This is a genomic window from Caballeronia sp. GAWG1-5s-s (assembly GCF_023631445.1).
Lineage (GTDB): Bacteria > Pseudomonadota > Gammaproteobacteria > Burkholderiales > Burkholderiaceae > Caballeronia.
In genome coordinates, this window is the sequence record NZ_JALQDC010000022.1 from 386155 (window position 1) to 405430 (window position 19276).

Consider the following 19276-nt stretch of genomic DNA (forward strand, 5'->3'; position numbering starts at 1 on the left):
CATTCTGCGCGCGAGTGGTTATCCTCGACTGATACTAGCCTGCCAGCGGAGCCGCGCCATGACCGATTTGTCGAACGGAACCAGTCAGCTTCTTTCTCTTGCGCGGGGGCGTGAAGACGCGGACCCCGGCGAAACAGCCGAGTGGCTGGATGCGCTCGATGCGGTCGTTGCCCACGTCGGGAAGGAGCGCGCGCAGTATCTGTTCGACCGCCTCGCGGAGCATGCGCTGTCGGTCGGCGTCGAATCGGCGCGGGCGCGCGCGACGCCATACGCCAACACCATTCCTGTCGAACAGCAGCCGCCGTATCCGGGCAACTTCGACATCGAAGAGAAACTCGCCGGCGTGCTGCGCTGGAACGCGCTGGCAATGGTCGTGCGCGCGAACCGCGCCTACGGTGAACTCGGCGGCCATATCGCGAGCTACGCGTCGGCCGCGGATCTCTTCGAAGTGGGCTTCAATCACTTCTTTCGCGCAGCGGGCGGCGATCACGGCGGCGATCTCGTCTACTTTCAGCCGCACTCGTCGCCGGGCGTGTATGCGCGGGCCTTCCTCGAAGGCTTCCTTGATGGAGCGCATTTGCAGCACTACCGGCGCGAGATCGGCGGGCCGGGGCTGTGCTCGTATCCGCATCCGTGGCTGATGCCTGATTTCTGGCAATTTCCGACGGGCTCGATGGGCATCGGGCCGATCAACTCGATCTACCAAGCGCGCTTCATGCGCTATCTGCAAAACCGTGGCCTGAAGCAGACGGAAGGGCGCAAGGTCTGGGGCTTTTTCGGCGATGGCGAGATGGACGAGCCCGAGTCGATCGGCGCGCTGTCGCTGGCTTCGCGCGAACGGCTCGACAACCTCGTGTTCGTCATCAACTGCAATTTGCAGCGGCTGGATGGACCGGTGCGCAGCAACGGGCGCATCGTCGACGAACTCGAAGCGCAGTTCACCGGCGCGGGCTGGAATGTAATCAAGGTATTGTGGGGATCGGACTGGGACGCGCTTTTCGCGCGCGACCGCACCGGCGCGTTGCTGCGCGCGTTCGCGCATACGGTCGACGGCCAGTTTCAGACCTTTTCCGCCAACGACGGCCGCTACAACCGCGAGCGCTTTTTCGGCCAGAACCCGGAACTGGCCGCGCTCGCCGCGCATTTGTCGGATGAAGACATCGACCGTTTGCGGCGCGGCGGCCATGACGTGCGCAAGCTGCATGCGGCGTACGCAAAAGCGCTCGCCCACACGGGCCAGCCGACGGTGATCCTCGCGAAGACGATGAAAGGCTTCGGCATGGGAACGGTCGGGCAGGGCCGCATGACCACGCATCAGCAAAAGAAGCTGGATCTCGACGACCTCAAAGCGTTCCGCGACCGCTTTCGCCTGCCGCTTTCCGATGCCGACGTCGAGGCGCTGAAGTTCTACAAGCCCGCCGACGACGCCCCGGAAATGCGCTATCTGCACGAACGCCGCGCGGCGCTCGGCGGCTACCTGCCGCGGCGACGCGCGAAGGCGTCGGAATCGCTCGTGCCGCCTGCGCTCGGCACCTGGGCGCAATTCGCGCTCGACAGCGCCGGCAAGGAGATGTCCACGACCATGGCGTTCGTGCGCATGCTCGGCAGTCTGATGAAGGACGCGACGCTCGGCCCGCGCATCGTGCCGGTGGTGGCCGACGAAGCGCGCACCTTCGGCATGGCGAATCTGTTCCGGCAAGTGGGCATCTATTCGCCGCTCGGCCAGCTTTACGAGCCGGAAGACATGGGCTCGATGCTTTACTACCGCGAGGACACGCGCGGGCAGATTCTCGAAGAGGGCATCTCCGAGGCCGGCGCGATTTCGTCGTGGATCGCGGCGGCGACGTCCTATAGCGTCCACGATCTGCCGATGCTGCCGTTCTACATTTACTACTCGATGTTCGGCTTCCAGCGCATCGGCGATCTGATTTTCGCGGCGGCGGATCAGCGTTCGCGCGGCTTCCTGATCGGCGCGACGTCCGGGCGCACGACGCTCGGCGGCGAGGGCTTGCAGCATCAGGACGGCACGAGTCATCTGACGGCATCGACCATTCCGAACTGCCGCGCCTACGATCCCGCGTTTGCGTACGAAGTCGCGGCGATCGTCGACGAGGGCATGCAGGAGATGTTGACGCGCCAACGCGACGTGTTCTACTACCTCACCGTCACGAACGAGAACTACGCGCAACCCTCCGCGCCCGGCAAGACGCTCGATCCGGCCACGCGCGAAGGCATTCTGCGCGGCATCCACCGCATTTCCGGCGATGACGAGGCGAGTAGCGCTCAGGTGCAACTGCTCGGTTCGGGTGCGATCCTCAACGAGGCGATCGCTGCGCGCGCCATGCTCGAAGCCGACTGGAACATCGCGGCGGCCGTGTGGAGCGTGACGAGTTATGCGGAACTGCATCGCGATGGCGCGGCGTGCGAGCGCATGGACCGCCTCTCCGACGACGCGCCGACGCCCTATGTGACGCGCGCGCTGCAGGCATCGCGCGGGCCGGTGATCGCCGCGACCGACTACGTGCGCGCGGTGCCCGAGCTGATCCGCGCCCATGTGCCCCGCCGTTACGTGACGCTCGGCACCGACGGGTTCGGGCGCAGCGACACGCGGCAGTCGCTGCGCGCGTTCTTCGAGGTGGACCGCGTGGCCATCGTGCTTGCGGCGCTGAAGGCGCTGGCGGACGACGGCCTGATCGAGCGCGCGGTGCTGCGGCTCGCGCGGGAGAAGTACGGCGCGACGCATGGCGAACGCGACGCTCCGTGGACGCGCTAGGCGCTCAGTCCTAGCAGCGCGCGCACTTCGTCGTCGCTCGTCTGCTCGAAGTCGATGTAGAACTGCCCGACGCCCAGAAAGTGACGCGGCTGAAGCACGCAGACGCATGAATCGACGACTTCGGCGAAGCGCGACGCCGCATCCAGCGGCGCGACCGGCAACGCCGCGATCAGGCGCGCGGGCGCGGCGCCGCCGTTGCGCAGCGACATCGCGGCGGCGCGCATGGTGGCGCCGGTGGCCATGCCGTCGTCCACGACGATCGCGACCTTGCCGGCGGTATCGAGCGGCGGACGCGACCCGCGATACATCGCCTCGCGCCGGGCCAGTTCCGCGCGCTCGCCCTCGATCACGGCGTCGAGTTCGGGCTTGCTGACGCCCGCATAGCCGACGATGCGGTCATCAAGATAGAAGGCATCGCCGGACGCGATCGCGCCCATCGCAAGCTCGGGCTGCGACGGCACGCCCAGCTTGCGCACGATGAGCACGTCCAACGCAGCGCCAAGCGCGCTCGCCACTTCGAAGGCTACCGGCACGCCGCCGCGTGGGAGGCCGAGCACGATCACGTCGTCGCGGTTCGCGTAATCCGCGAGCAGCGTGGCGAGTTCGCGGCCGGCTTCGCGCCGGTCCTTGAAGAAGGAATCCATGTGGCTTGGGTCTTGCCGGCGCGTGGGACTGTCGTCCTGATCGGCATCACGCCGAGGCACGCGTGATGGCCGCACGGCGCGGGTCGCCGGGCGCTTGCGCGCATCCGCCTAGGAGGAGCATCCCTACATCGTAGGCGATAAATCGTCTGTTACCCATGTGAACGAGCGCACGCGCACGGCGGCGCGCCAGGAACCGGCCCGGCGAAAAAAAAGCGCCCCCGACTCGGGGGCGCTTTCGCATGAGGGATTCGAACGCTCAGAGATTCGCGCGCACTGCGTCCCTGAGAGCGTCCATCACGATGCCGTAATTGAGCGGAATGTCCAGCGAGTCCGAGTAGCCCGTTTTCTCGGCTGACTCGGCGGGCGCAGCGCCGACCGGAATCGGCTCGTAGGCAGTCTCGCCTGCCGGATTGTTGCGTCCTTCGATGGCACTCTGCAATTGCGGATTCTTCACGATTAACTCCTTTCCGGTAAGGGAGCGGCGAGGACCTGCAAGATAAACCAGTGTCGTGACAAATTGACGACTTCGATTGAGCACGCATCCGCAACATACGCGTCCGGCGCGCCGGTATTCGCCGTAATGACGCAATGTCAAAGAGCGCGGGGGCTCTAGTGTAACGGCGGCGCGCGCCGGCCGAAGCGATTTTTTCTTATGACGCCGGCGGAGCAGTATCGGACGCGGACGTGACAAAGCGGCGCGGAAATTGCATCCCCGCATCGGGCGCGTTGCTGGACTCAGCGGCGTCCCGTACGATCGTTCTCGCCAACGGCTGTTCGCGGGAAGGAATCCGAACCATCAGGACCGCTCACTCGACGTTCCTTACCGGCATCCGGCGCGAGAGGCGCGCGCGACGTCCATGCGCACGCGGTAAAACAAGGAGAAAAGAAACATGAGCAGGATCGCGATCATCGGCGCTACCGGCAATGTCGGAAGCCGGCTCACGCACGAAGCGTTGCGGCGCGGACACACCGTGACGGCGCTCGCCCGCGACACGTCGAAGCTGGAAAAGCGCGAAGGTCTCGACGCGCGAGACGTGGATGCGCTCGATCTCGACGCGCTCGCCGATGCCATCGCCGGACACGACGCCGTCTTCAGCGCGACGCGTTTTTCGACCGTGCCCGAGGGCGCGATCGTGGGCGCGGTGAAGCGCGCGGGCGTGGAGCGGCTCTTGGTCGTGGGCGGGGCGGGCAGTCTGTATCTCGCGCCCGGCCAGCGCCTGCTCGACGCCCCGGACTTTCCAGACGCCTACCGCGCGGAAGCGACAGCAGGCGCCGCGTTTCTCGACGCCCTGCGCCGCGACCGCGACCTGAACTGGACGTTCGTGTCGCCGTCGGCGGAGTTCGTGAGCGGCCCGCGCACGCAGCGGTTTCGCACGGGCGTCGACGAACTGCTGGTCGATGCCAACGGCCGAAGCTGGATTTCCTTCGACGATTTCGCGATCGCGTTCCTCGACGAGTTCGAACGCGGTGCGCATATCAAGCAGCGGTTCACGGTCGGCTATTGACCGCAGGCGGCCGCGCGGAGCGCCGCCCGCGCCGCGCGCCCGCCCCCTTCCCTCAGCCGTGGACGTCGGCTTCGACTTCCTCGGTCTTGGGCATCGCGGCGGCGAGAATCATCGCCGATGCGTTCTGGGGCTTCGGATCGCGCTGCGACGGCCGATACACCTGATCCCCGCGATGAATCGGCATGCCCGAAAGCGAGCACACGCCGTCGCCGGACGCGGTGGTGGCGCGCCAGCCCTGATAGCCGTAATGGCACGTTCCCGGATCGGACCAATAAACGAGCGCAGTCGCGCTGCTCGGGCGCTCGATCACGCGCACGATGGCCTGCGGGAAAGGCAAGCGGTCGTTCGACTCCCGCGGATGCGTGCGATTCCAGTCGCGGGTCAGGCGTTCGAGGAAGGCGCTTTCGGCGCGGGCCGTCTTCTGCGACGGCGCGGTCCGCCCCGACTCGACGGGGATGGTTTCAAGTTGGTGGACGGTCTGTGACCACGGGTCCGCTCTTTTCGAAAAAGCTGTCATGGCATTGTTCCAGGCTTTGACTCGACCTAGAACGTACGTCATTAAGCATATTCCGATAAATATGGGATAGGTGAAAACACTGTCCCGTTACTACGAATAATCCGAAAGGGGAGCGAGCGGGGTGCGATTGCGGGCCGCCGGATTGGTATGTGGACCGGCGCCCAGCCTTGCGTGGCGGGGGTTTGCGGCGGGTCTCGCCTTTGATCGAAGGCCGGACGGCGCGGCACTGTTTAGTCGCGGCAGGGAGACAAACGGCGCGCTTTTCCGTACGGGCGACGTGGGTTTGTTCGGCAGATCGCGCGGCCACGTCTGTGTGGGAGCCCTGGCCGTTCGGTCTGGCGCTCGTGCGCGGGTCGCGCCTGAGGCGCAAGGATGCGACGATCTGGCTGGCTCAGATGGCCGCACGCGGCCCTATGGCGACCCGTGTCGCACAAGGCAACACGACGAGCCGCCGCGGCGGTCTCGGCCCGCTGCCGCGCACGTAGGTGACGAATCGAGACCAGGCAGGCGCCGGTTGAAAACAGATGCACAAGTGCGCGTGCGGCAATGGGCCGACACTCGACGCTTGCCCGAGCAGTTCAGATTGGTCGCCTCAGGCGACGAAAGCGCAACGACGCGTTGATATAAGAGAGGCTGCGGACGCGAAACGAGCACGAAAGCAGCCGACGGCAGAGGACCGGCAGTGCGGGCTAGCAAGGAGAGGCGCCTTGCCCACAAGGCCGGATGAGCGCGCGGAGTCTGCGCCCGGCGGCGAGCGCCGCCGTGGGCTCGGTCCCGGCTATAGTGAGGGCACGATTCAGCGGGCGTTGAGACCGAAAGAATCAGACCCTAGTGAGGGCGCGTGGCCCAGCGCGGGAGGCCGCCCTATAAGCCTGCGTTCTGATCCACCGCCACGGCCTTGGACCGAAATCGCGCGCGGCCAAGAGTTCTGTGAGCGCAAATCGAAGCAATAGTCGGCGGTAAGCCGTTTGGCGGCGGAACCGCGGTTTGACGCCCCCAGGCGTGAAAGAGCGAGCGCCGCCGTGGGCTCAGTCCCGGCCATAGTGCGGGCTGCATTCAGCGGGCGTTGAGCCGAACTCGAAACGAACAGGCCCTAGTGCGGGCGCGCGGCCCAGCGCCGAAGCCCGCCGTATAAGCCGGCAATCTGACCCACCGCCAAGGCCTCGGACCGCAATCGCCCGGGCTCAATAGCGCTGCGAACGCAAGTCGAAGCAACACTCGGCGGTAAGCCGTTTCGCGGCGGAACCGCGCTTCGGCCCGCTCAGGCGAGAAAGAGCGAGCGCCGCGGTGGGCTAGGTTTCGGCCATAGTACGGGCCGCATTCAGCGCGCGTTGCAATCGACTCGAAAGGAACAGGCCCTAGGGCGGGCGCGTGGCCGGCGTCGAAGCTCGCGGGATAAGCCGGCGTTCTGATCTACGGCCACGACGTTGGACCGCTATCGCCCGCGCCGGAAAGCCATGCGAGCGCAATAAATGCAGCAACCGGACGGTAAGCCATTTCGCTGCGGAAATGCAGTTTGGCCCGCTTAGGCGAGAACGAGCGTCATGAGGATTCAGCGAGAGAGGGCGCCAGCAAGGCCATCGCGCCCGCCGTCATTGCGGGGAGACAAGCGGCAGCGCCGGGGCTACCTCTCTTCCCGACGTACAACAGACCACCCAAGCCACCTTCGCAACAACTCCCGTCACGCGACTACAATGCCGCGCGCGCCTGTCTGAAGCCCAGATCGCGCCCGCATCCAACGAACGCATCGGCGCGACCGAGCGTGCTCACGAAAGCGCCGCACAATCGCCGCATTCTTCCGCGACCTGCAACCCATCGGTCGATGCCGGCTGCACGAACGGCCGCCACACGGGCGCGGTCGGCGCGAAATCGTCGAGCATGGAGAATTGTTCGAGCGACGTGTTATCGAACATAATCGACCTCATTTGGAATAGTTAGGTAAGCGAAATAATTTAACGCGCGACGACATTGTTTCGCACCGGCGACCCATTCGCATACTCGACGATCCCGCGATTGCGCGCTTCCGCTTGAGCGGCGACCGCATCGCCCCACATGCTGCGCGACGGATAGCTATTGCGATTCAATGCCGGCAGCGAGCCGTCGGAGTAAGCCGCTGCAAGTTCGGCACGGACTTGCGCGCGAGTCTTCGGTGCTTCGCTCGTGCTCGACGTGGTCTGAGTCAGATACGTTCCCGCACGGCCAATGCCTTGTCCGCCTTCAGCGAAAGCCGTGCTCGAAATGACGGCAGAGATAGCGGCAAGCGAGACACTCGCGACGATAAAGCTTTTCATGTTGCGACTCCTTTCGATCCGTTCCATATGCATCGGGATACGGCGCATCGTTCACGTTGAGCGATGCGTCGTGGCAGGACGAAATGTAGTCGCGCGGTGCCGGCGGATAAATGCCCCATCCGCGAATAGATTTATCGACATCCGCGAATAATCGCTCGCGGCGTCGTCATTGAAGTAAGCGGGAAATGAGAGAATGCTTTCCATCATGGCGATGGAAAGCATTCGAGAAACGAGAAGAACAGCGGTGCTTCGTTAGACCACGACGTCTGCGGTGCCCGCCACTTCGGGCGTGCCATGACGCACGATCATCGGCGATGCGGTGCTCGTCGGCAGGCAACGCTCTTCCGCATCCTTCTGTCCTTGCAGCAGCGGGCAGCGTTCGAATAGCTCGGCAACCCAGTCCACGAAGACGCGCACTTTCGGCGACAAATGCCGGTTGTGCGGATAGACCGCGGAAATAGGCATCGGCAAGGGATTCCATTGCGGCAAGACTTCGATGAGTTCGCCCGAGCGCAAATAAGGCAGCGCCATGAAACGCGCGACCTGCACGATGCCGACGCCCTTCAGCCCGCAGCTGAGATACGCTTCGGCGTCGTTCACCGCGATCATGCCGCGCATCTTCACTTCGATGGTTTCCCCGTCCACGACGAAATCCATATCCATGATGCGGCCCGTGCGGCTCGAGAAATAATTGACCGCCGTGTGGTTCTGCAAATCGTCGAGTGTCTTGGGCGTGCCGTGACGCTCCAGATATTGCGGACTCGCCACGGTCACGCCCTGAAACACGCCGATGCGCCGCGCGACGAGACTCGAATCCTGCAGCGTGCCCACGCGAATCACGCAGTCGACGCCTTCCTGAATGAGATCGACGGGCTTGTCGCCGAAGCCCATCATCAGCTCGATATCCGGATAGCGCGTGTGAAAATCGCATAGCTGAGGCATCACGATCAGACGCCCGATTGCGCCCGGCATATCCACGCGCAGCTTGCCGTGCGGGCCTTTGCCGTTGTTGGAGAACGTGCTTTCCGCTTCTTCGATATCCGCGAGAATGCGCACGCAGCGCTCGTAATAAGCCGCGCCGTCCGGAGTGAGATTGAGCCTGCGCGTCGTGCGCTGAAGCAGGCGCACGTTGAGAAACGCTTCGAGGTTTTGAATGATCGTCGTCACGGACGCGCGCGGCAAATTGAGCGTATCCGCTGCCCGCGAAAAGCTGTTCGTGTCGACGACGCGGGTAAAGACCTGCATTGCTTGTAGCCGATCCATGTTCTCGTACCTTCGATGCTGAGTGAGCGAGGAATTAAGCGGGTGGCTAAGAAATGAATTGCGCGGTCTAGCCACGATTGCCCCGATTGTTCGGGGCGACCGAATTGTGTTGCCGGATTATAGGCATTTATCTAAAAAGGCGTGGACTCCAGAATTCGCACCATCGCAACTCATGCGCGGACGCCTTGTACGCAAGGCCGTGCGAACGGAATAACCATGGCAACACTGCTGGATCAGGAGCAACGCCCGAGACTGTGCATCGAAGAGGTGCATATCGCAGGGCACGTCCAGCCAATCGTGCTGCGCAGCTATCGCCCGGCATCCGATGGCACTGTCTTGCCCATCGTGCTCTATTTTCATGGCGGTGGTTTTACACACGGCAATCTGGACGATGCCGACATCGCCGCTTCGACCATCGCGCGCGATACGCCGGCGTGGGTCGTGTCCGTCGGCTATTCGCTCGCGCCGGCCTATCCGTTTCCCGCCGCGCCGGAAGACGGCTATCGCGCGGCGCAATGGGCCTTCGCGCATGCACGCGGCCAGCGCGCGGACCCGCAGCGCATGGGCGTCGCGGGCCACGATGCAGGCGGCAACCTCGCGACGTGCGTGGCTGCCATCGCTCGCGATCGCGGCGACATTCGCGTGTCGGCGCAGGCGCTGCTCGCGCCGCTGCTCGATCCGAGCATGACGCGCGTGGCCGACGAGCGCAAGGTTCTGTGCCCCGATCTCGAACTCAGCGAGTGCGCGCGGTGCTATCGCGCGTACTTGCCGAACGCGTCGCAACGTTTGCATCCGTATGCCGCGCCGCTCGAATCACGGCGTCTCGCTGGCTTGCCTCCTGCATTGATCGCAAGCGCGGAGCATGACCTGCTGCATATCGAAGCCGAGAAATACGCGGCCGAACTCATTGCGGCGGGCGTGCCGACCGAAGTCACGCGCCACTGCAAGGCATCGCACCAGGCGCTCGCGGCGCACGCGGCGGCATTGAAGGATGTCGTCGCCTTCTTCAGGAAACGGCTCGCGCGCACCACATAAGCGCAAAGCCACGCACCACAACAATACGAACTCAACGCAACCGGAGCTTTCCATCATGATGTTCACTCGCAAACGCATCTACGCCGCGCTAGGCGCGACGCTGATCATCGCAGGCGCGGGCGGCTATACCGTCTGGCGCGGCCAGGGCGACGCGGCCATCAATCAGGCGCGCGCCGCGGCACACAGTCCGACCGCCACCGAAGTGGACGTGGCGACCGTCGTGTCGAAGACCATCACGGATTGGCAGAGCTATTCCGGCAGGCTCGAAGCGGTGAATCACGTGGACATTCGTCCGCTCGTGCCCGGCACCATCGTCGCGGTTCATTTCAAGGACGGCGCGCTCGTGAAGAAGGGCGATCCGCTTTTCACCATCGATCCGCGTCCCTACGAAGCCGAAGTGGATCGCGCGCAGGCGCAGCTCGCGGCAGCGCAGGCCCGCAACGGCTATACGTCGACGGACGCGGCGCGCGCCGAACGTCTGCTCGCGGACAACGCCATTGCCAAGCGCGACTACGACGAGAAGCAGAACGCCGCCCGCGAGGCCGTCGCGAACCTCAAGGCCGCGCAGGCCGCGCTCGAAGCCGCGAAGATCAACCTCGCGTACACGCATATCGTCGCGCCGGTGTCGGGCCGCGTCTCGCGCGCGGAACTGACGGTCGGGAACATCGTCTCGACGGGCGCGAACGCGCCGCTTTTGACGACGCTCGTCTCGGTTTCGCCGATCTACGCCTCGTTCGATGTGGACGAGCAGACGTACCTGCGCTATCTCGGACGCGATGCGGGCAGCACCGTGCCTGTCTCGCTGGGCCTGGCGAACGAGGACGGCTATTCGCGCGAAGGCGTCGTCGATTCGGTCGATAACCGGCTCGATACGACGTCCGGCACCATCCGCGTGCGCGCGCGCTTCAACAACCCGGATGGATCGCTCGTGCCGGGGCTGTATGCACGCATCAAGGTGGGCGGCGGCACGCCGCATCCCGCAGTGCTCGTCGACGACGCCGCCATCGGCACGGATCAGGACAAGAAGTACGTGATGGTCGTGGACAAGGACAACCGCGTGCAATACCGCGAAGTCACGCTGGGGCAGACGCACGATGGCCTGCGCGTCATCGCGAAGGGACTCGCTCCGGGCGAGCGCATCGTCGTGAACGGCTTGCAGCGCGTGCGTCCGAACGATGTCGTGAAGGTCAACGCCGTCGCCATGAACAACGCCGGCGATGCGCCCGCGGTGAAGACGGCATCGGCACAGTGATGCGCGTCATTCGTAACGAACAGAACCCGTCATGAACATATCCAAATTCTTCATCGACCGCCCGATTTTTGCGGGCGTGTTATCGGTGGTCGTGCTGCTGGCCGGGATCATCGCGATGTTCAGGCTGCCGATCTCCGAGTATCCGGAAGTCGTGCCGCCTTCGGTGGTCGTGCATGCGCAGTATCCGGGCGCGAATCCGAAGGTGATCGCGGAGACCGTCGCTTCGCCGCTCGAAGAGCAGATCAACGGCGTAGAGGACATGCTCTACATGCAGTCGCAGGCCAACAGCGACGGCAACCTCACGACCACGGTCACGTTCAAGCTCGGCACCGATCCGGACAAGAACACCCAGCTCGTGCAGAACCGCGTGAACCAGGCGTTGCCGCGTCTGCCGCAAGACGTGCAGCGGCTCGGCGTCACGACGATCAAGTCGTCGCCCACGCTCACGATGGTGGTCCACCTGAACTCGCCCAACGGCCGTTACGACATGACGTATCTGCGCAATTACGCGCTGATCAACGTGAAGGACCGGCTCGAACGCATCGCCGGCGTCGGCGAAGTGCAACTGTGGGGCTCGGGCGATTACTCGATGCGTGTATGGCTCGATCCGCAAAAGGTCGCGCAGCGCGGCCTGACGGCGACCGATGTCGTCAACGCCATTCGCGAGCAGAACGTGCAGGTCGCGGCCGGCGTGATCGGCGGTTCGCCCACGCTGCCTAACGTGCCGCTGCAACTTAACGTGAATGCGCGCGGCCGCTTGCAGAACGAGTCGGAGTTCCGCGATATCGTGCTGAAAACGTCGCCGGACGGCGCGGTCACGCATCTCGGCGATGTCGCGCGTGTCGAACTCGCGGCGTCCGAATACGGCTTGCGCTCGTTGCTCGACAACAAGTCGGCCGTGGCTATCGCGATCAATCAGCAGCCTGGCGCGAACTCACTGCAAATCTCCGACGAAGTGCGCAAGACGATGAAGGAACTGCAGGCGGACATGCCTGCGGGCCTCGAATATCAGATCGTCTATGACCCGACGCAGTTCGTGCGTTCCAGTATCGAAGCCGTGATCCATACGCTCGCGGAAGCCATTGCGCTCGTCGTGCTCGTGGTGATCGTGTTCTTGCAGACGTGGCGTGCGTCGATCATTCCGTTGCTCGCCGTGCCGGTGTCGATCGTCGGTACGTTCTCGCTGTTGCTCGCATTCGGTTTCTCGATCAACGCGCTGTCGCTCTTCGGCATGGTGCTCGCCATCGGTATCGTCGTGGACGACGCGATCGTGGTGGTCGAGAACGTCGAGCGCAACATCGAAGCGGGCTTGTCCGCGCGAGAGGCCACGTATCAGGCCATGCGCGAAGTGAGCGGGCCGATCATCGCGATTGCGCTGACACTCGTGGCCGTGTTCGTGCCGCTCGCGTTCATGTCCGGCTTGACGGGCCAGTTCTACAAGCAGTTCGCGATGACCATCGCCATCTCGACGGTGATCTCCGCGTTCAACTCGCTGACGCTGTCGCCCGCGCTGGCCGCGCTGCTGCTCAAGGGTCACGACGAGCCGAAGGACTGGCTCACGCGCGGCATGGATCGCGTGTTCGGTGGCTTCTTCCGGCGCTTCAACGCGGTGTTTCACCGTGGCTCCGAGTCGTACAGCAAGGGCGTGAAAAGCGTCATCAACCGCAAGGCGATCATGATGGTGCTCTATGCGGTGCTGCTCGGCGGCGCGGTATTGATGGGCAAGATCGTGCCGGGCGGCTTCGTGCCCGCGCAGGACAAGGAGTATCTGATCAGCTTCGCGCAGTTGCCGAACGGCGCATCGCTCGACCGTACCGAAGGCGTGATCCGCGAAATGAGCGCCATCGCTCTGAAGCAGCCGGGCGTCGAAAGCGCGGTGGAGTTTCCGGGCTTGTCGGTGAACGGCTTCACCAATTCGTCGAGCGCGGGCATCGTGTTCGTCACGCTCAAGCCGTTCAAGGACCGCGTGCATGACAAGGCACTTTCCGCGAACGCCATCGCAGGCGCGCTGAATCAGAAGTATGCGGGCATCAAGGGATCGTTCATCGCCGTGTTCCCGCCGCCGCCGGTGCTCGGCCTGGGCACGCTCGGTGGCTTCAAGATGCAGCTCGAAGATCGCGGCGCGCTCGGCTATGCAGCGCTCGCCGATGCCACGCAGGCATTCATCAAGCGTGCATCGCAAACGCCGGAACTGGGGCCGACGTTCTCCAGCTATCAGATCAACGTGCCGCAGCTGAACGTCGATCTGGACCGCGTGAAGGCGAAGCAATTGGGCGTCTCCGTCACCGATGTATTCGACACGATGCAGGTGTATCTCGGCTCGCTGTATGTGAACGACTTCAATCGCTTCGGCCGCGTGTATCAGGTTCGCGTGCAAGCGGATGCGCCGTTCCGCGCGAATCCGGAAGACATCGGCTTGCTGAAGACGCGCAATGCGAATGGCGACATGGTGCCTTTGTCGTCGCTCGTGAAAGTCTCGCCGACGTATGGCCCCGAAATGGTAGTGCGCTACAACGGCTATACCGCAGCGGACATCAACGGCGGTCCCGCGCCCGGCTATTCGTCGGGGCAGGCGCAGGCGGCGGCCGAACGCATCGCAGCGGAAGTGCTGCCGCGCGGGATCAAGTTCGAATGGACCGATCTCACGTACCAGCAGATCCTCGCGGGCAACGCGGCGCTATGGGTGTTCCCGATCAGCGTGCTGCTCGTGTTCCTCGTGCTGGCCGCGCTGTATGAAAGCCTCACGCTGCCGCTCGCGGTCATCCTGATCGTGCCCATGAGTATCTTGTCCGCGCTGCTCGGCGTATGGCTCACCGACGGCGACAACAACATCTTCACGCAGATCGGCTTGATGGTGCTCGTGGGCTTGTCCGCGAAGAACGCGATTCTGATTGTCGAATTCGCACGCGAACTGGAAATGCAGGGGCGCTCCATCGTGCAGGCCGCGATCGAAGCCAGCCGTCTGCGTCTGCGTCCGATTCTGATGACGTCCATCGCGTTCATCATGGGCGTGGTGCCGCTCGTGTTGTCGTCGGGCGCAGGCTCTGAAATGCGGCACGCCATGGGCGTCGCGGTGTTCTTCGGCATGTTGGGCGTGACGCTCTTCGGCCTGATGCTCACGCCGGTGTTCTACGTGATTCTGCGCAAGCTGAGCCGCACCGAACATGTGACGGACAAGCATGGCACGCATCCGCAGATGCGCGGTATCGGCGCATCGTACGAGGCGCAATGAGGTCGATAATGAACAAGATGCCTATACAAAAATGGCTGGGTTTGCCCGCGCTGATGAGCGCGTTGCTGGTGGTCGCGGGATGTTCGCTCGCGCCCACGTATGAAAAGCCGGACGTCAACGCACCGAGCGCCTATAAGGAAACGCCGACGCTCGCGCCTTCGGAAGCGGGCACCTGGAAGACCGCGCAGCCTTCGGAAGAAATGATGCGCGGCGAATGGTGGACGCTCTTCGACGATGCCACGCTCAACGATCTGGAACGTCAGGCGCAAGAAGCCAATCAGAACCTGAAAGCCGCGGCGGCGCGCGTGAAGGAAGCGCGGGCGATCAATCAGACTGCGCGTGCCGGGCTCTTTCCGACGCTCGACGCAGGCTTCGGTCCGACGCGCGAGAAGTTCTCGCCCGCATCGCAGTTCCTGCCTCCGGACGCGAACGTTCCGGCGCAGACCTTGTGGCGCGCGCAGGCGAGCGTGTCGTACGAGGTGGATCTGTTCGGGCGCGTGTCCAATACCGTGCAGGCCGCCAACGCCGACACGCAGCAAAGCGAAGCGTTGTTCCGTTCCGTGCAGCTCGCGTTGCAGGCGGATGTCGCGCAGAACTACTTCGAGCTGCGCGAGCGCGATGCCGAACTGGACGTGTACACGCGCACCGTGACGCTGCGTGAAGAAGCGCTTAAGCTCGCGCAGCGACGGTTCGCCGAAGGCGATATCAGCGAACTCGATGTCGCACGCGCCAAGTCGGAACTCGCGACCGCGCGTTCGGATGCGATGACCGTGCAACGGCTACGGGCGGCATCGGAGCATAGTCTCGCGGTATTGCTCGGCAAGACGCCCGCCGAGTTTTCGATGGCCGCTAATCCGCTCAAGCCTGTGACCGTGCACGTGCCGCCCGGCTTGCCGTCTTCCTTGCTCGAACGTCGCCCGGACATTGCGGCTGCCGAGCGGTCGATGGCGGCGGCCAACGCGCGCATCGGCGTGGCAAAGGCGGCGTTCTTTCCGTCGCTCACGCTGACGGGTTCGGGCGGGTTCGAATCGGCCACGCTCGGCGATCTCTTCAACTGGTCGAGCCGCACGTTCCTGCTGGGACCGTTCGCGGGCACCATGCTGAATCTGCCGATCTTCGATGGCGGACGTCGCAAGGGCAATCTCGCCAATGCGCGCGCCATCTACGAAGAGGACGTGGCCAATTATCGTCAGCAAGTGCTCGTGGCGTTTCGTGAAGTCGAGGACAACCTGTCGGACTTGCGCATCCTGGAAACGCAGACGGCGACGCAAGCGGATGCGGTGAATGCGTCCGTGCGCGCCGCGCAACTGTCGCGCAGGCAGTACACGGAAGGCGCGGTGAACTATCTCGACGTGATCGACGCGGACCGCACGGTGCTGCAATCGCAGCGCGCGGCGGTTCAGCTCGCGGGCGCGCAGGCGGTATCGACGGTTAATCTCGTTCGGGCACTAGGCGGCGGCTGGGGCGATGCAATGCCGACGCCCGTGCCTGAACCGAGCCTCGCGCAGAAGTAATGCCAACGCACAAAGCCCCGCTCAAAGCGGGGCTTTTGTCATGAAGGCGATTGTTCGTCGCGAGGAACATATGTCTTCACCTGGCGCCCATTTATCCCGTGCGACGCGATCACTAGAATCTCAATCATGGGAACGGGAGCGTGCAATGAGAGCTTTGATCGAAAGACAGTTATATCAACCGTCAGTGGTCCTGCCACTGCTTCTTCTAACGCGCCTGATGGTGTCGCTCGACTTCAATCTCGCGCAAGTCGCATTCGTAATGTTGCTCAGAGGCTCGCAGCAGGTCTATCATTTCGTGCATCAGGCGGCGCTGCGTCAGCGTGGCGGCACGGCGGTGGAGCGCATCGCCTGCCGTCACTGCTGCTGAACTGACTCAATACACTTCGGGGACGTACATCGATTCCGGAACGGGCTGACGCAGGTAATCGGGATTGAATACGCGCTCGGGCAGCGTGATCTGCGGGTGTTCTATCTCGTGATACGGCACCTGGCTCAACAGGTGATGAATGCAGTTGAGGCGCGCGCGCTTCTTGTCGACAGCCTGAACGACCCACCACGGCGCTTCGGGAATATGCGAGCGTTGCAGCATGACTTCCTTCGCCGCCGTGTACGCTTCCCAGCGACGGCGGCTCTCCAGATCCATCGGACTCAGCTTCCACTGCTTCAACGGATCTTCGATTCGCGCCTGAAAGCGCACTTCCTGTTCGTCGTCGGTGATCGAAAACCAGTACTTGATGATCTGGATGCCGCTACGCACCAGCATCTTCTCGAACTCCGGTACCGAGCGAAAGAATTCCTCATACTCTTCGTCGGTGCAGAAGTGCATCACGCGCTCGACGCCCGCGCGGTTGTACCAGCTGCGGTCGAACAGCACGATCTCGCCGCCCGCCGGCAAGTGCGAGACGTATCGCTGAAAGTACCATTGCGTGCGCTCGCGGTTGTTGGGCGCGGGGAGGGCGGCGACGCGGCAGACACGCGGATTGAGCCGCTGCGTGATGCGTTTGATCGCGCCGCCCTTGCCAGCGGCATCGCGCCCCTCGAAGATCACGACAAGCCGGTGGCCCGTATGAACCACCCAGTCCTGTAGCTTCACCAACTCGCCCTGCAGCCGGAACAACTCGCGGAAATAGGTCTTGCGAAGCTGCCGCTCTTCGTCCGAGAACGCCGCTTCGCCATCGAGGAAGCGATCGTCGATTTCCATCTCGAACTCTTCGTCGTAGCTGTCGATCAGGTCGGCGTGAAAGCGGCGCTGCTTGTCCGTCGTGGTCATTGAATGCTCCATGTGCGTGCTGTGGCCTGCTTCTTGAGTGCAGTGTGCGGGCGGCGCAGAACGCCCGATGGTGACGTTCCCGCATGGCAGTAGTGTGACACCGCCTTCCGCGTCATCTCGCGTCATTCATTGTATGAAGCCGCGCGCTTTATGACACGAGCCGCGCGGCCCTTAGAATGGTCGAGCGTTTGATGGCATCACGATGGCACAACCATTCCAGAGGCGAACCGCACGATGATCGACACACCTGGCGCAATTCCCGTTTTCGACGCGGCGCAAACCGCACGCCTTCTGCCTTACGACCGCTTGGCGGATACGCTCGCCGCGACGATGCTCGATTATGCAGCCGGCCGCATCGAGAGTCCTGAGCGGATGGTGGTCCCGCTTGCGCACGGCGGGGTCATGCTCTCGATGCCCGCAACCGCCGCCGACATTGCCATGCACAAGCTCGTGAACGTGTGCCCGGGCAATGGCGCGCGCGGCCTCGCGACGATTCACGGTCAGGTCACCGCTTTCGACGCCACCACGGGCGTGCCCCAGTTCATGTTCGACGGTCCCACGGTCACGGGTCGCAGAACGGCCGCGGTCTCCATGCTGGCGATACGCGCGCTGGCGGCCGGCAGTCCGCGCGAAGTGCTCGTCATCGGTACCGGAAAGCAGGCGGTGTCGCATGTGGAAGCGCTCGCAAGCCTGTATCCGGAAGCGCGCCTGTTTATTCTCGGGTCGCGTGCGGGGCGCGCGAGCGCTTTCTGCGCGGACCATGCCGCGCTTTCGCCGAACCTGGTCCCGCTCGAAGGTCCGGCGATACCGGATTCCATCGACGTGGTGATTACCACGACCACCAGCAAGACCCCCGTGTACACGCTTGCGGCCAGCGCGGCGCGACTCGTGATAGGCGTAGGCGCCTTCACCGCCGATGCCGCCGAAATCGCGGCCTCGACCATTCAAGCCAGCGCCTTGTTCGTCGACGATCTCGCAGGCGCGCGCCACGAAGCGGGCGATTTCATCCTCGCCGGAATCGACTGGAACGCGGTTCGGCCGCTCGCGACGGCGCTTGCATCGCATGAAAGACCCGACGTTCCGGTGGTTTTCAAGTCGGTCGGATGCGCGGCCTGGGACCTCGCGGCCTGCCGCGTTGCGAGGGCAGTCTTGTCCGACCAGAGCCAAGCCGGGTGACAGGTGGAACAACCTTTGCTGTAAGTTTGCTCGATGACGATTGCGCGACGGCGCTCAAGCACTCCAGCGAATGAACAGATCAATGAACAGTCGAATCGACACCGACCGGGCGGCATGGCCGGCAGAATACCGAACCGCCCATAGCAACGACCTTGCGGTGGCGCGGGCGCCGGCGCCTTCTGTGCAAGGGCGCGCCGCGCCGCCCGCCGCTTATTTCATCTCCGTCCTCGAAATGGCGACCGGCGAGCAGCTCGGCAACGAGGAGCGCGTGCGCGCCGTCGCCATGCTGGAGACGGAATTCGGCGCCGGCAGACCGCGTACGCTCAAAGAGGCAGTGCGGATCTGCGCCGCCGCCATTGACTCCTCTACGTTGCAGCGCATGGCGCGCGGCGCGAAGGCCTGATTTCGAAGCGCCGAAAGCGGTCGTAGCGCACGCTCTTTAAGCACATTCTTTCATCAACGTGTAAAAGAAACGTGCTACTTGACGGTCTGAATAACTTCGAAGCCTTCGAATTCAGGGTGCCCGAGATAGAGCTGGCGCGTCTCGCCGCCTGCGTTGCGATGCGCGGCGCGAAAGGCGTCGGACCGCGTCCAGTCTTCGAACGCCGCCCGATTCGCCCAGATCGTGTGGCTCGAATAGAGGACATGATCGTCCTTGGCCGGGCCCTTAAGCAAATGAAATTCGACGAAGCCGGCGACGTCCTTGAGATGCGTGTCGCGGCTCGTCCATAGGCGCTCGAAGTCGGCTTCTGCGCCGGGCACGATCTTGAAGCGATTCATGGCGATATACATGTCGATACTTTC

Annotated in this window: 17 protein-coding genes; 9 read left to right on the forward strand and 8 right to left on the reverse strand. The window is 63.8% G+C overall.

The window, feature by feature from the left end; all coding sequences use genetic code 11:
- Positions 1–58: 58 nt before the first annotated feature.
- Complete coding sequence (gene mdeB / locus NCR34_RS16060; protein ID WP_250500447.1) at positions 59–2773, forward strand: alpha-ketoglutarate dehydrogenase; 2715 nt, start codon at positions 59–61, stop codon at positions 2771–2773.
- Here the strand turns inward: mdeB and NCR34_RS16065 are convergent.
- Together NCR34_RS16065 and NCR34_RS16070 are read right to left on the reverse strand one after the other, a co-directional pair.
- Positions 2770–3417, reverse strand: a complete 648-nt coding sequence (locus NCR34_RS16065) for a phosphoribosyltransferase (protein WP_250500448.1) — start codon at positions 3415–3417, stop codon at positions 2770–2772. The two genes, mdeB and NCR34_RS16065, sit on opposite strands and share 4 nt — an antisense overlap.
- A 256-nt stretch (positions 3418–3673) precedes the next feature.
- Positions 3674–3871, reverse strand: coding sequence for a hypothetical protein (locus tag NCR34_RS16070; protein ID WP_159833576.1), 198 nt, complete (start codon positions 3869–3871; stop codon positions 3674–3676).
- A 436-nt stretch (positions 3872–4307) separates the two neighbouring features.
- Between NCR34_RS16070 and NCR34_RS16075 the strand changes: the two genes are divergently transcribed.
- A complete protein-coding gene (locus tag NCR34_RS16075; protein ID WP_250500449.1) occupies positions 4308–4922 on the forward strand; it encodes an NAD(P)-dependent oxidoreductase in 615 nt (204 codons plus the stop codon).
- Between the two features lie 52 nt (positions 4923–4974).
- Here the strand turns inward: NCR34_RS16075 and NCR34_RS16080 are convergent, their stop codons facing one another.
- From NCR34_RS16080 to NCR34_RS16095, 4 genes are all read right to left on the reverse strand, one after another.
- Positions 4975–5439, reverse strand: a complete 465-nt coding sequence (locus tag NCR34_RS16080; protein WP_206469470.1) for a DUF3331 domain-containing protein — start codon at positions 5437–5439, stop codon at positions 4975–4977.
- 1766 nt (positions 5440–7205) lie between these two features.
- Entirely contained in the window at positions 7206–7352 is a 147-nt protein-coding gene (locus NCR34_RS16085; protein ID WP_206469471.1) for a hypothetical protein, read from the reverse strand.
- Between the two features lie 39 nt (positions 7353–7391).
- The gene (locus NCR34_RS16090; RefSeq protein WP_175941427.1) at positions 7392–7730 is read right to left on the reverse strand and encodes a DUF4148 domain-containing protein; all 339 of its coding nucleotides are present in this window, start codon (positions 7728–7730) and stop codon (positions 7392–7394) included.
- Between the two features lie 252 nt (positions 7731–7982).
- The gene (locus NCR34_RS16095; protein WP_248322475.1) at positions 7983–8993 is read right to left on the reverse strand and encodes a LysR family transcriptional regulator; all 1011 of its coding nucleotides are present in this window, start codon (positions 8991–8993) and stop codon (positions 7983–7985) included.
- A 216-nt stretch (positions 8994–9209) separates the two neighbouring features.
- Between NCR34_RS16095 and NCR34_RS16100 the strand changes: the two genes are divergently transcribed.
- The 5 genes from NCR34_RS16100 (at position 9210) to NCR34_RS16120 (ending at position 16393) form a co-directional block, all read left to right on the forward strand.
- Positions 9210–10028 carry an alpha/beta hydrolase gene (locus NCR34_RS16100; protein ID WP_250500450.1) on the forward strand — a complete coding sequence of 273 codons (819 nt, stop codon included), beginning with the start codon at positions 9210–9212 and terminating at the stop codon, positions 10026–10028.
- A 55-nt stretch (positions 10029–10083) separates the two neighbouring features.
- Positions 10084–11280: an efflux RND transporter periplasmic adaptor subunit gene (locus NCR34_RS16105; protein ID WP_250500451.1), complete on the forward strand. Its 1197-nt coding sequence runs from the start codon at positions 10084–10086 to the stop codon at positions 11278–11280.
- A 31-nt stretch (positions 11281–11311) separates the two neighbouring features.
- Positions 11312–14512: an efflux RND transporter permease subunit gene (locus NCR34_RS16110; RefSeq protein ID WP_250500452.1), complete on the forward strand. Its 3201-nt coding sequence runs from the start codon at positions 11312–11314 to the stop codon at positions 14510–14512.
- 8 nt (positions 14513–14520) lie between these two features.
- Positions 14521–16026, forward strand: coding sequence for an efflux transporter outer membrane subunit (locus NCR34_RS16115; protein WP_284506574.1), 1506 nt, complete (start codon positions 14521–14523; stop codon positions 16024–16026).
- A gap of 145 nt (positions 16027–16171) precedes the next feature.
- Positions 16172–16393 (forward strand): hypothetical protein, encoded by a 222-nt coding sequence (locus NCR34_RS16120; RefSeq protein WP_250500454.1) that lies wholly within the window; start codon positions 16172–16174, stop codon positions 16391–16393.
- 6 nt (positions 16394–16399) lie between these two features.
- Here the strand turns inward: NCR34_RS16120 and ppk2 are convergent, their stop codons facing one another.
- Positions 16400–17296: a polyphosphate kinase 2 gene (ppk2, locus tag NCR34_RS16125; RefSeq protein ID WP_175941441.1), complete on the reverse strand. Its 897-nt coding sequence runs from the start codon at positions 17294–17296 to the stop codon at positions 16400–16402.
- A gap of 234 nt (positions 17297–17530) precedes the next feature.
- On the opposite strand from ppk2, the gene lhpI reads away from it, so the two are divergent.
- A complete protein-coding gene (gene lhpI / locus NCR34_RS16130) occupies positions 17531–18472 on the forward strand; it encodes a bifunctional Delta(1)-pyrroline-2-carboxylate/Delta(1)-piperideine-2-carboxylate reductase (RefSeq protein WP_250500455.1) in 942 nt (313 codons plus the stop codon).
- An 82-nt stretch (positions 18473–18554) separates the two neighbouring features.
- Positions 18555–18875, forward strand: a complete 321-nt coding sequence (locus tag NCR34_RS16135) for a hypothetical protein (RefSeq protein ID WP_244140097.1) — start codon at positions 18555–18557, stop codon at positions 18873–18875.
- 74 nt (positions 18876–18949) lie between these two features.
- On the opposite strand, the gene hmuQ is transcribed toward NCR34_RS16135, so the two are convergent.
- A complete protein-coding gene (hmuQ, locus tag NCR34_RS16140) occupies positions 18950–19264 on the reverse strand; it encodes a heme-degrading protein HmuQ (RefSeq protein ID WP_175941445.1) in 315 nt (104 codons plus the stop codon).
- Positions 19265–19276 lie beyond the last annotated feature (12 nt).

What these genes read in the sequence shown, in the direction of transcription:
- NCR34_RS16085 (WP_206469471.1), bottom strand. Translation starts at nt 7,352, where the DNA reads ATGTTCGATAACACGTCGCTCGAACAATTCTCCATGCTCGACGATTTC.
- NCR34_RS16090 (WP_175941427.1), bottom strand. Translation starts at nt 7,730, where the DNA reads ATGAAAAGCTTTATCGTCGCGAGTGTCTCGCTTGCCGCTATCTCTGCC.
- NCR34_RS16120 (WP_250500454.1), top strand. Translation starts at nt 16,172, where the DNA reads ATGAGAGCTTTGATCGAAAGACAGTTATATCAACCGTCAGTGGTCCTG.
- ppk2 (WP_175941441.1), bottom strand. Translation starts at nt 17,296, where the DNA reads ATGACCACGACGGACAAGCAGCGCCGCTTTCACGCCGACCTGATCGAC.
- NCR34_RS16075 (WP_250500449.1), top strand. Translation starts at nt 4,308, where the DNA reads ATGAGCAGGATCGCGATCATCGGCGCTACCGGCAATGTCGGAAGCCGG.
- NCR34_RS16135 (WP_244140097.1), top strand. Translation starts at nt 18,555, where the DNA reads ATGAACAGTCGAATCGACACCGACCGGGCGGCATGGCCGGCAGAATAC.
- NCR34_RS16080 (WP_206469470.1), bottom strand. Translation starts at nt 5,439, where the DNA reads ATGACAGCTTTTTCGAAAAGAGCGGACCCGTGGTCACAGACCGTCCAC.
- hmuQ (WP_175941445.1), bottom strand. Translation starts at nt 19,264, where the DNA reads ATGTATATCGCCATGAATCGCTTCAAGATCGTGCCCGGCGCAGAAGCC.
- NCR34_RS16095 (WP_248322475.1), bottom strand. Translation starts at nt 8,993, where the DNA reads ATGGATCGGCTACAAGCAATGCAGGTCTTTACCCGCGTCGTCGACACG.
- lhpI (WP_250500455.1), top strand. Translation starts at nt 17,531, where the DNA reads ATGATCGACACACCTGGCGCAATTCCCGTTTTCGACGCGGCGCAAACC.
- NCR34_RS16065 (WP_250500448.1), bottom strand. Translation starts at nt 3,417, where the DNA reads ATGGATTCCTTCTTCAAGGACCGGCGCGAAGCCGGCCGCGAACTCGCC.
- mdeB (WP_250500447.1), top strand. Translation starts at nt 59, where the DNA reads ATGACCGATTTGTCGAACGGAACCAGTCAGCTTCTTTCTCTTGCGCGG.
- NCR34_RS16105 (WP_250500451.1), top strand. Translation starts at nt 10,084, where the DNA reads ATGATGTTCACTCGCAAACGCATCTACGCCGCGCTAGGCGCGACGCTG.
- NCR34_RS16110 (WP_250500452.1), top strand. Translation starts at nt 11,312, where the DNA reads ATGAACATATCCAAATTCTTCATCGACCGCCCGATTTTTGCGGGCGTG.
- NCR34_RS16115 (WP_284506574.1), top strand. Translation starts at nt 14,521, where the DNA reads ATGAACAAGATGCCTATACAAAAATGGCTGGGTTTGCCCGCGCTGATG.
- NCR34_RS16100 (WP_250500450.1), top strand. Translation starts at nt 9,210, where the DNA reads ATGGCAACACTGCTGGATCAGGAGCAACGCCCGAGACTGTGCATCGAA.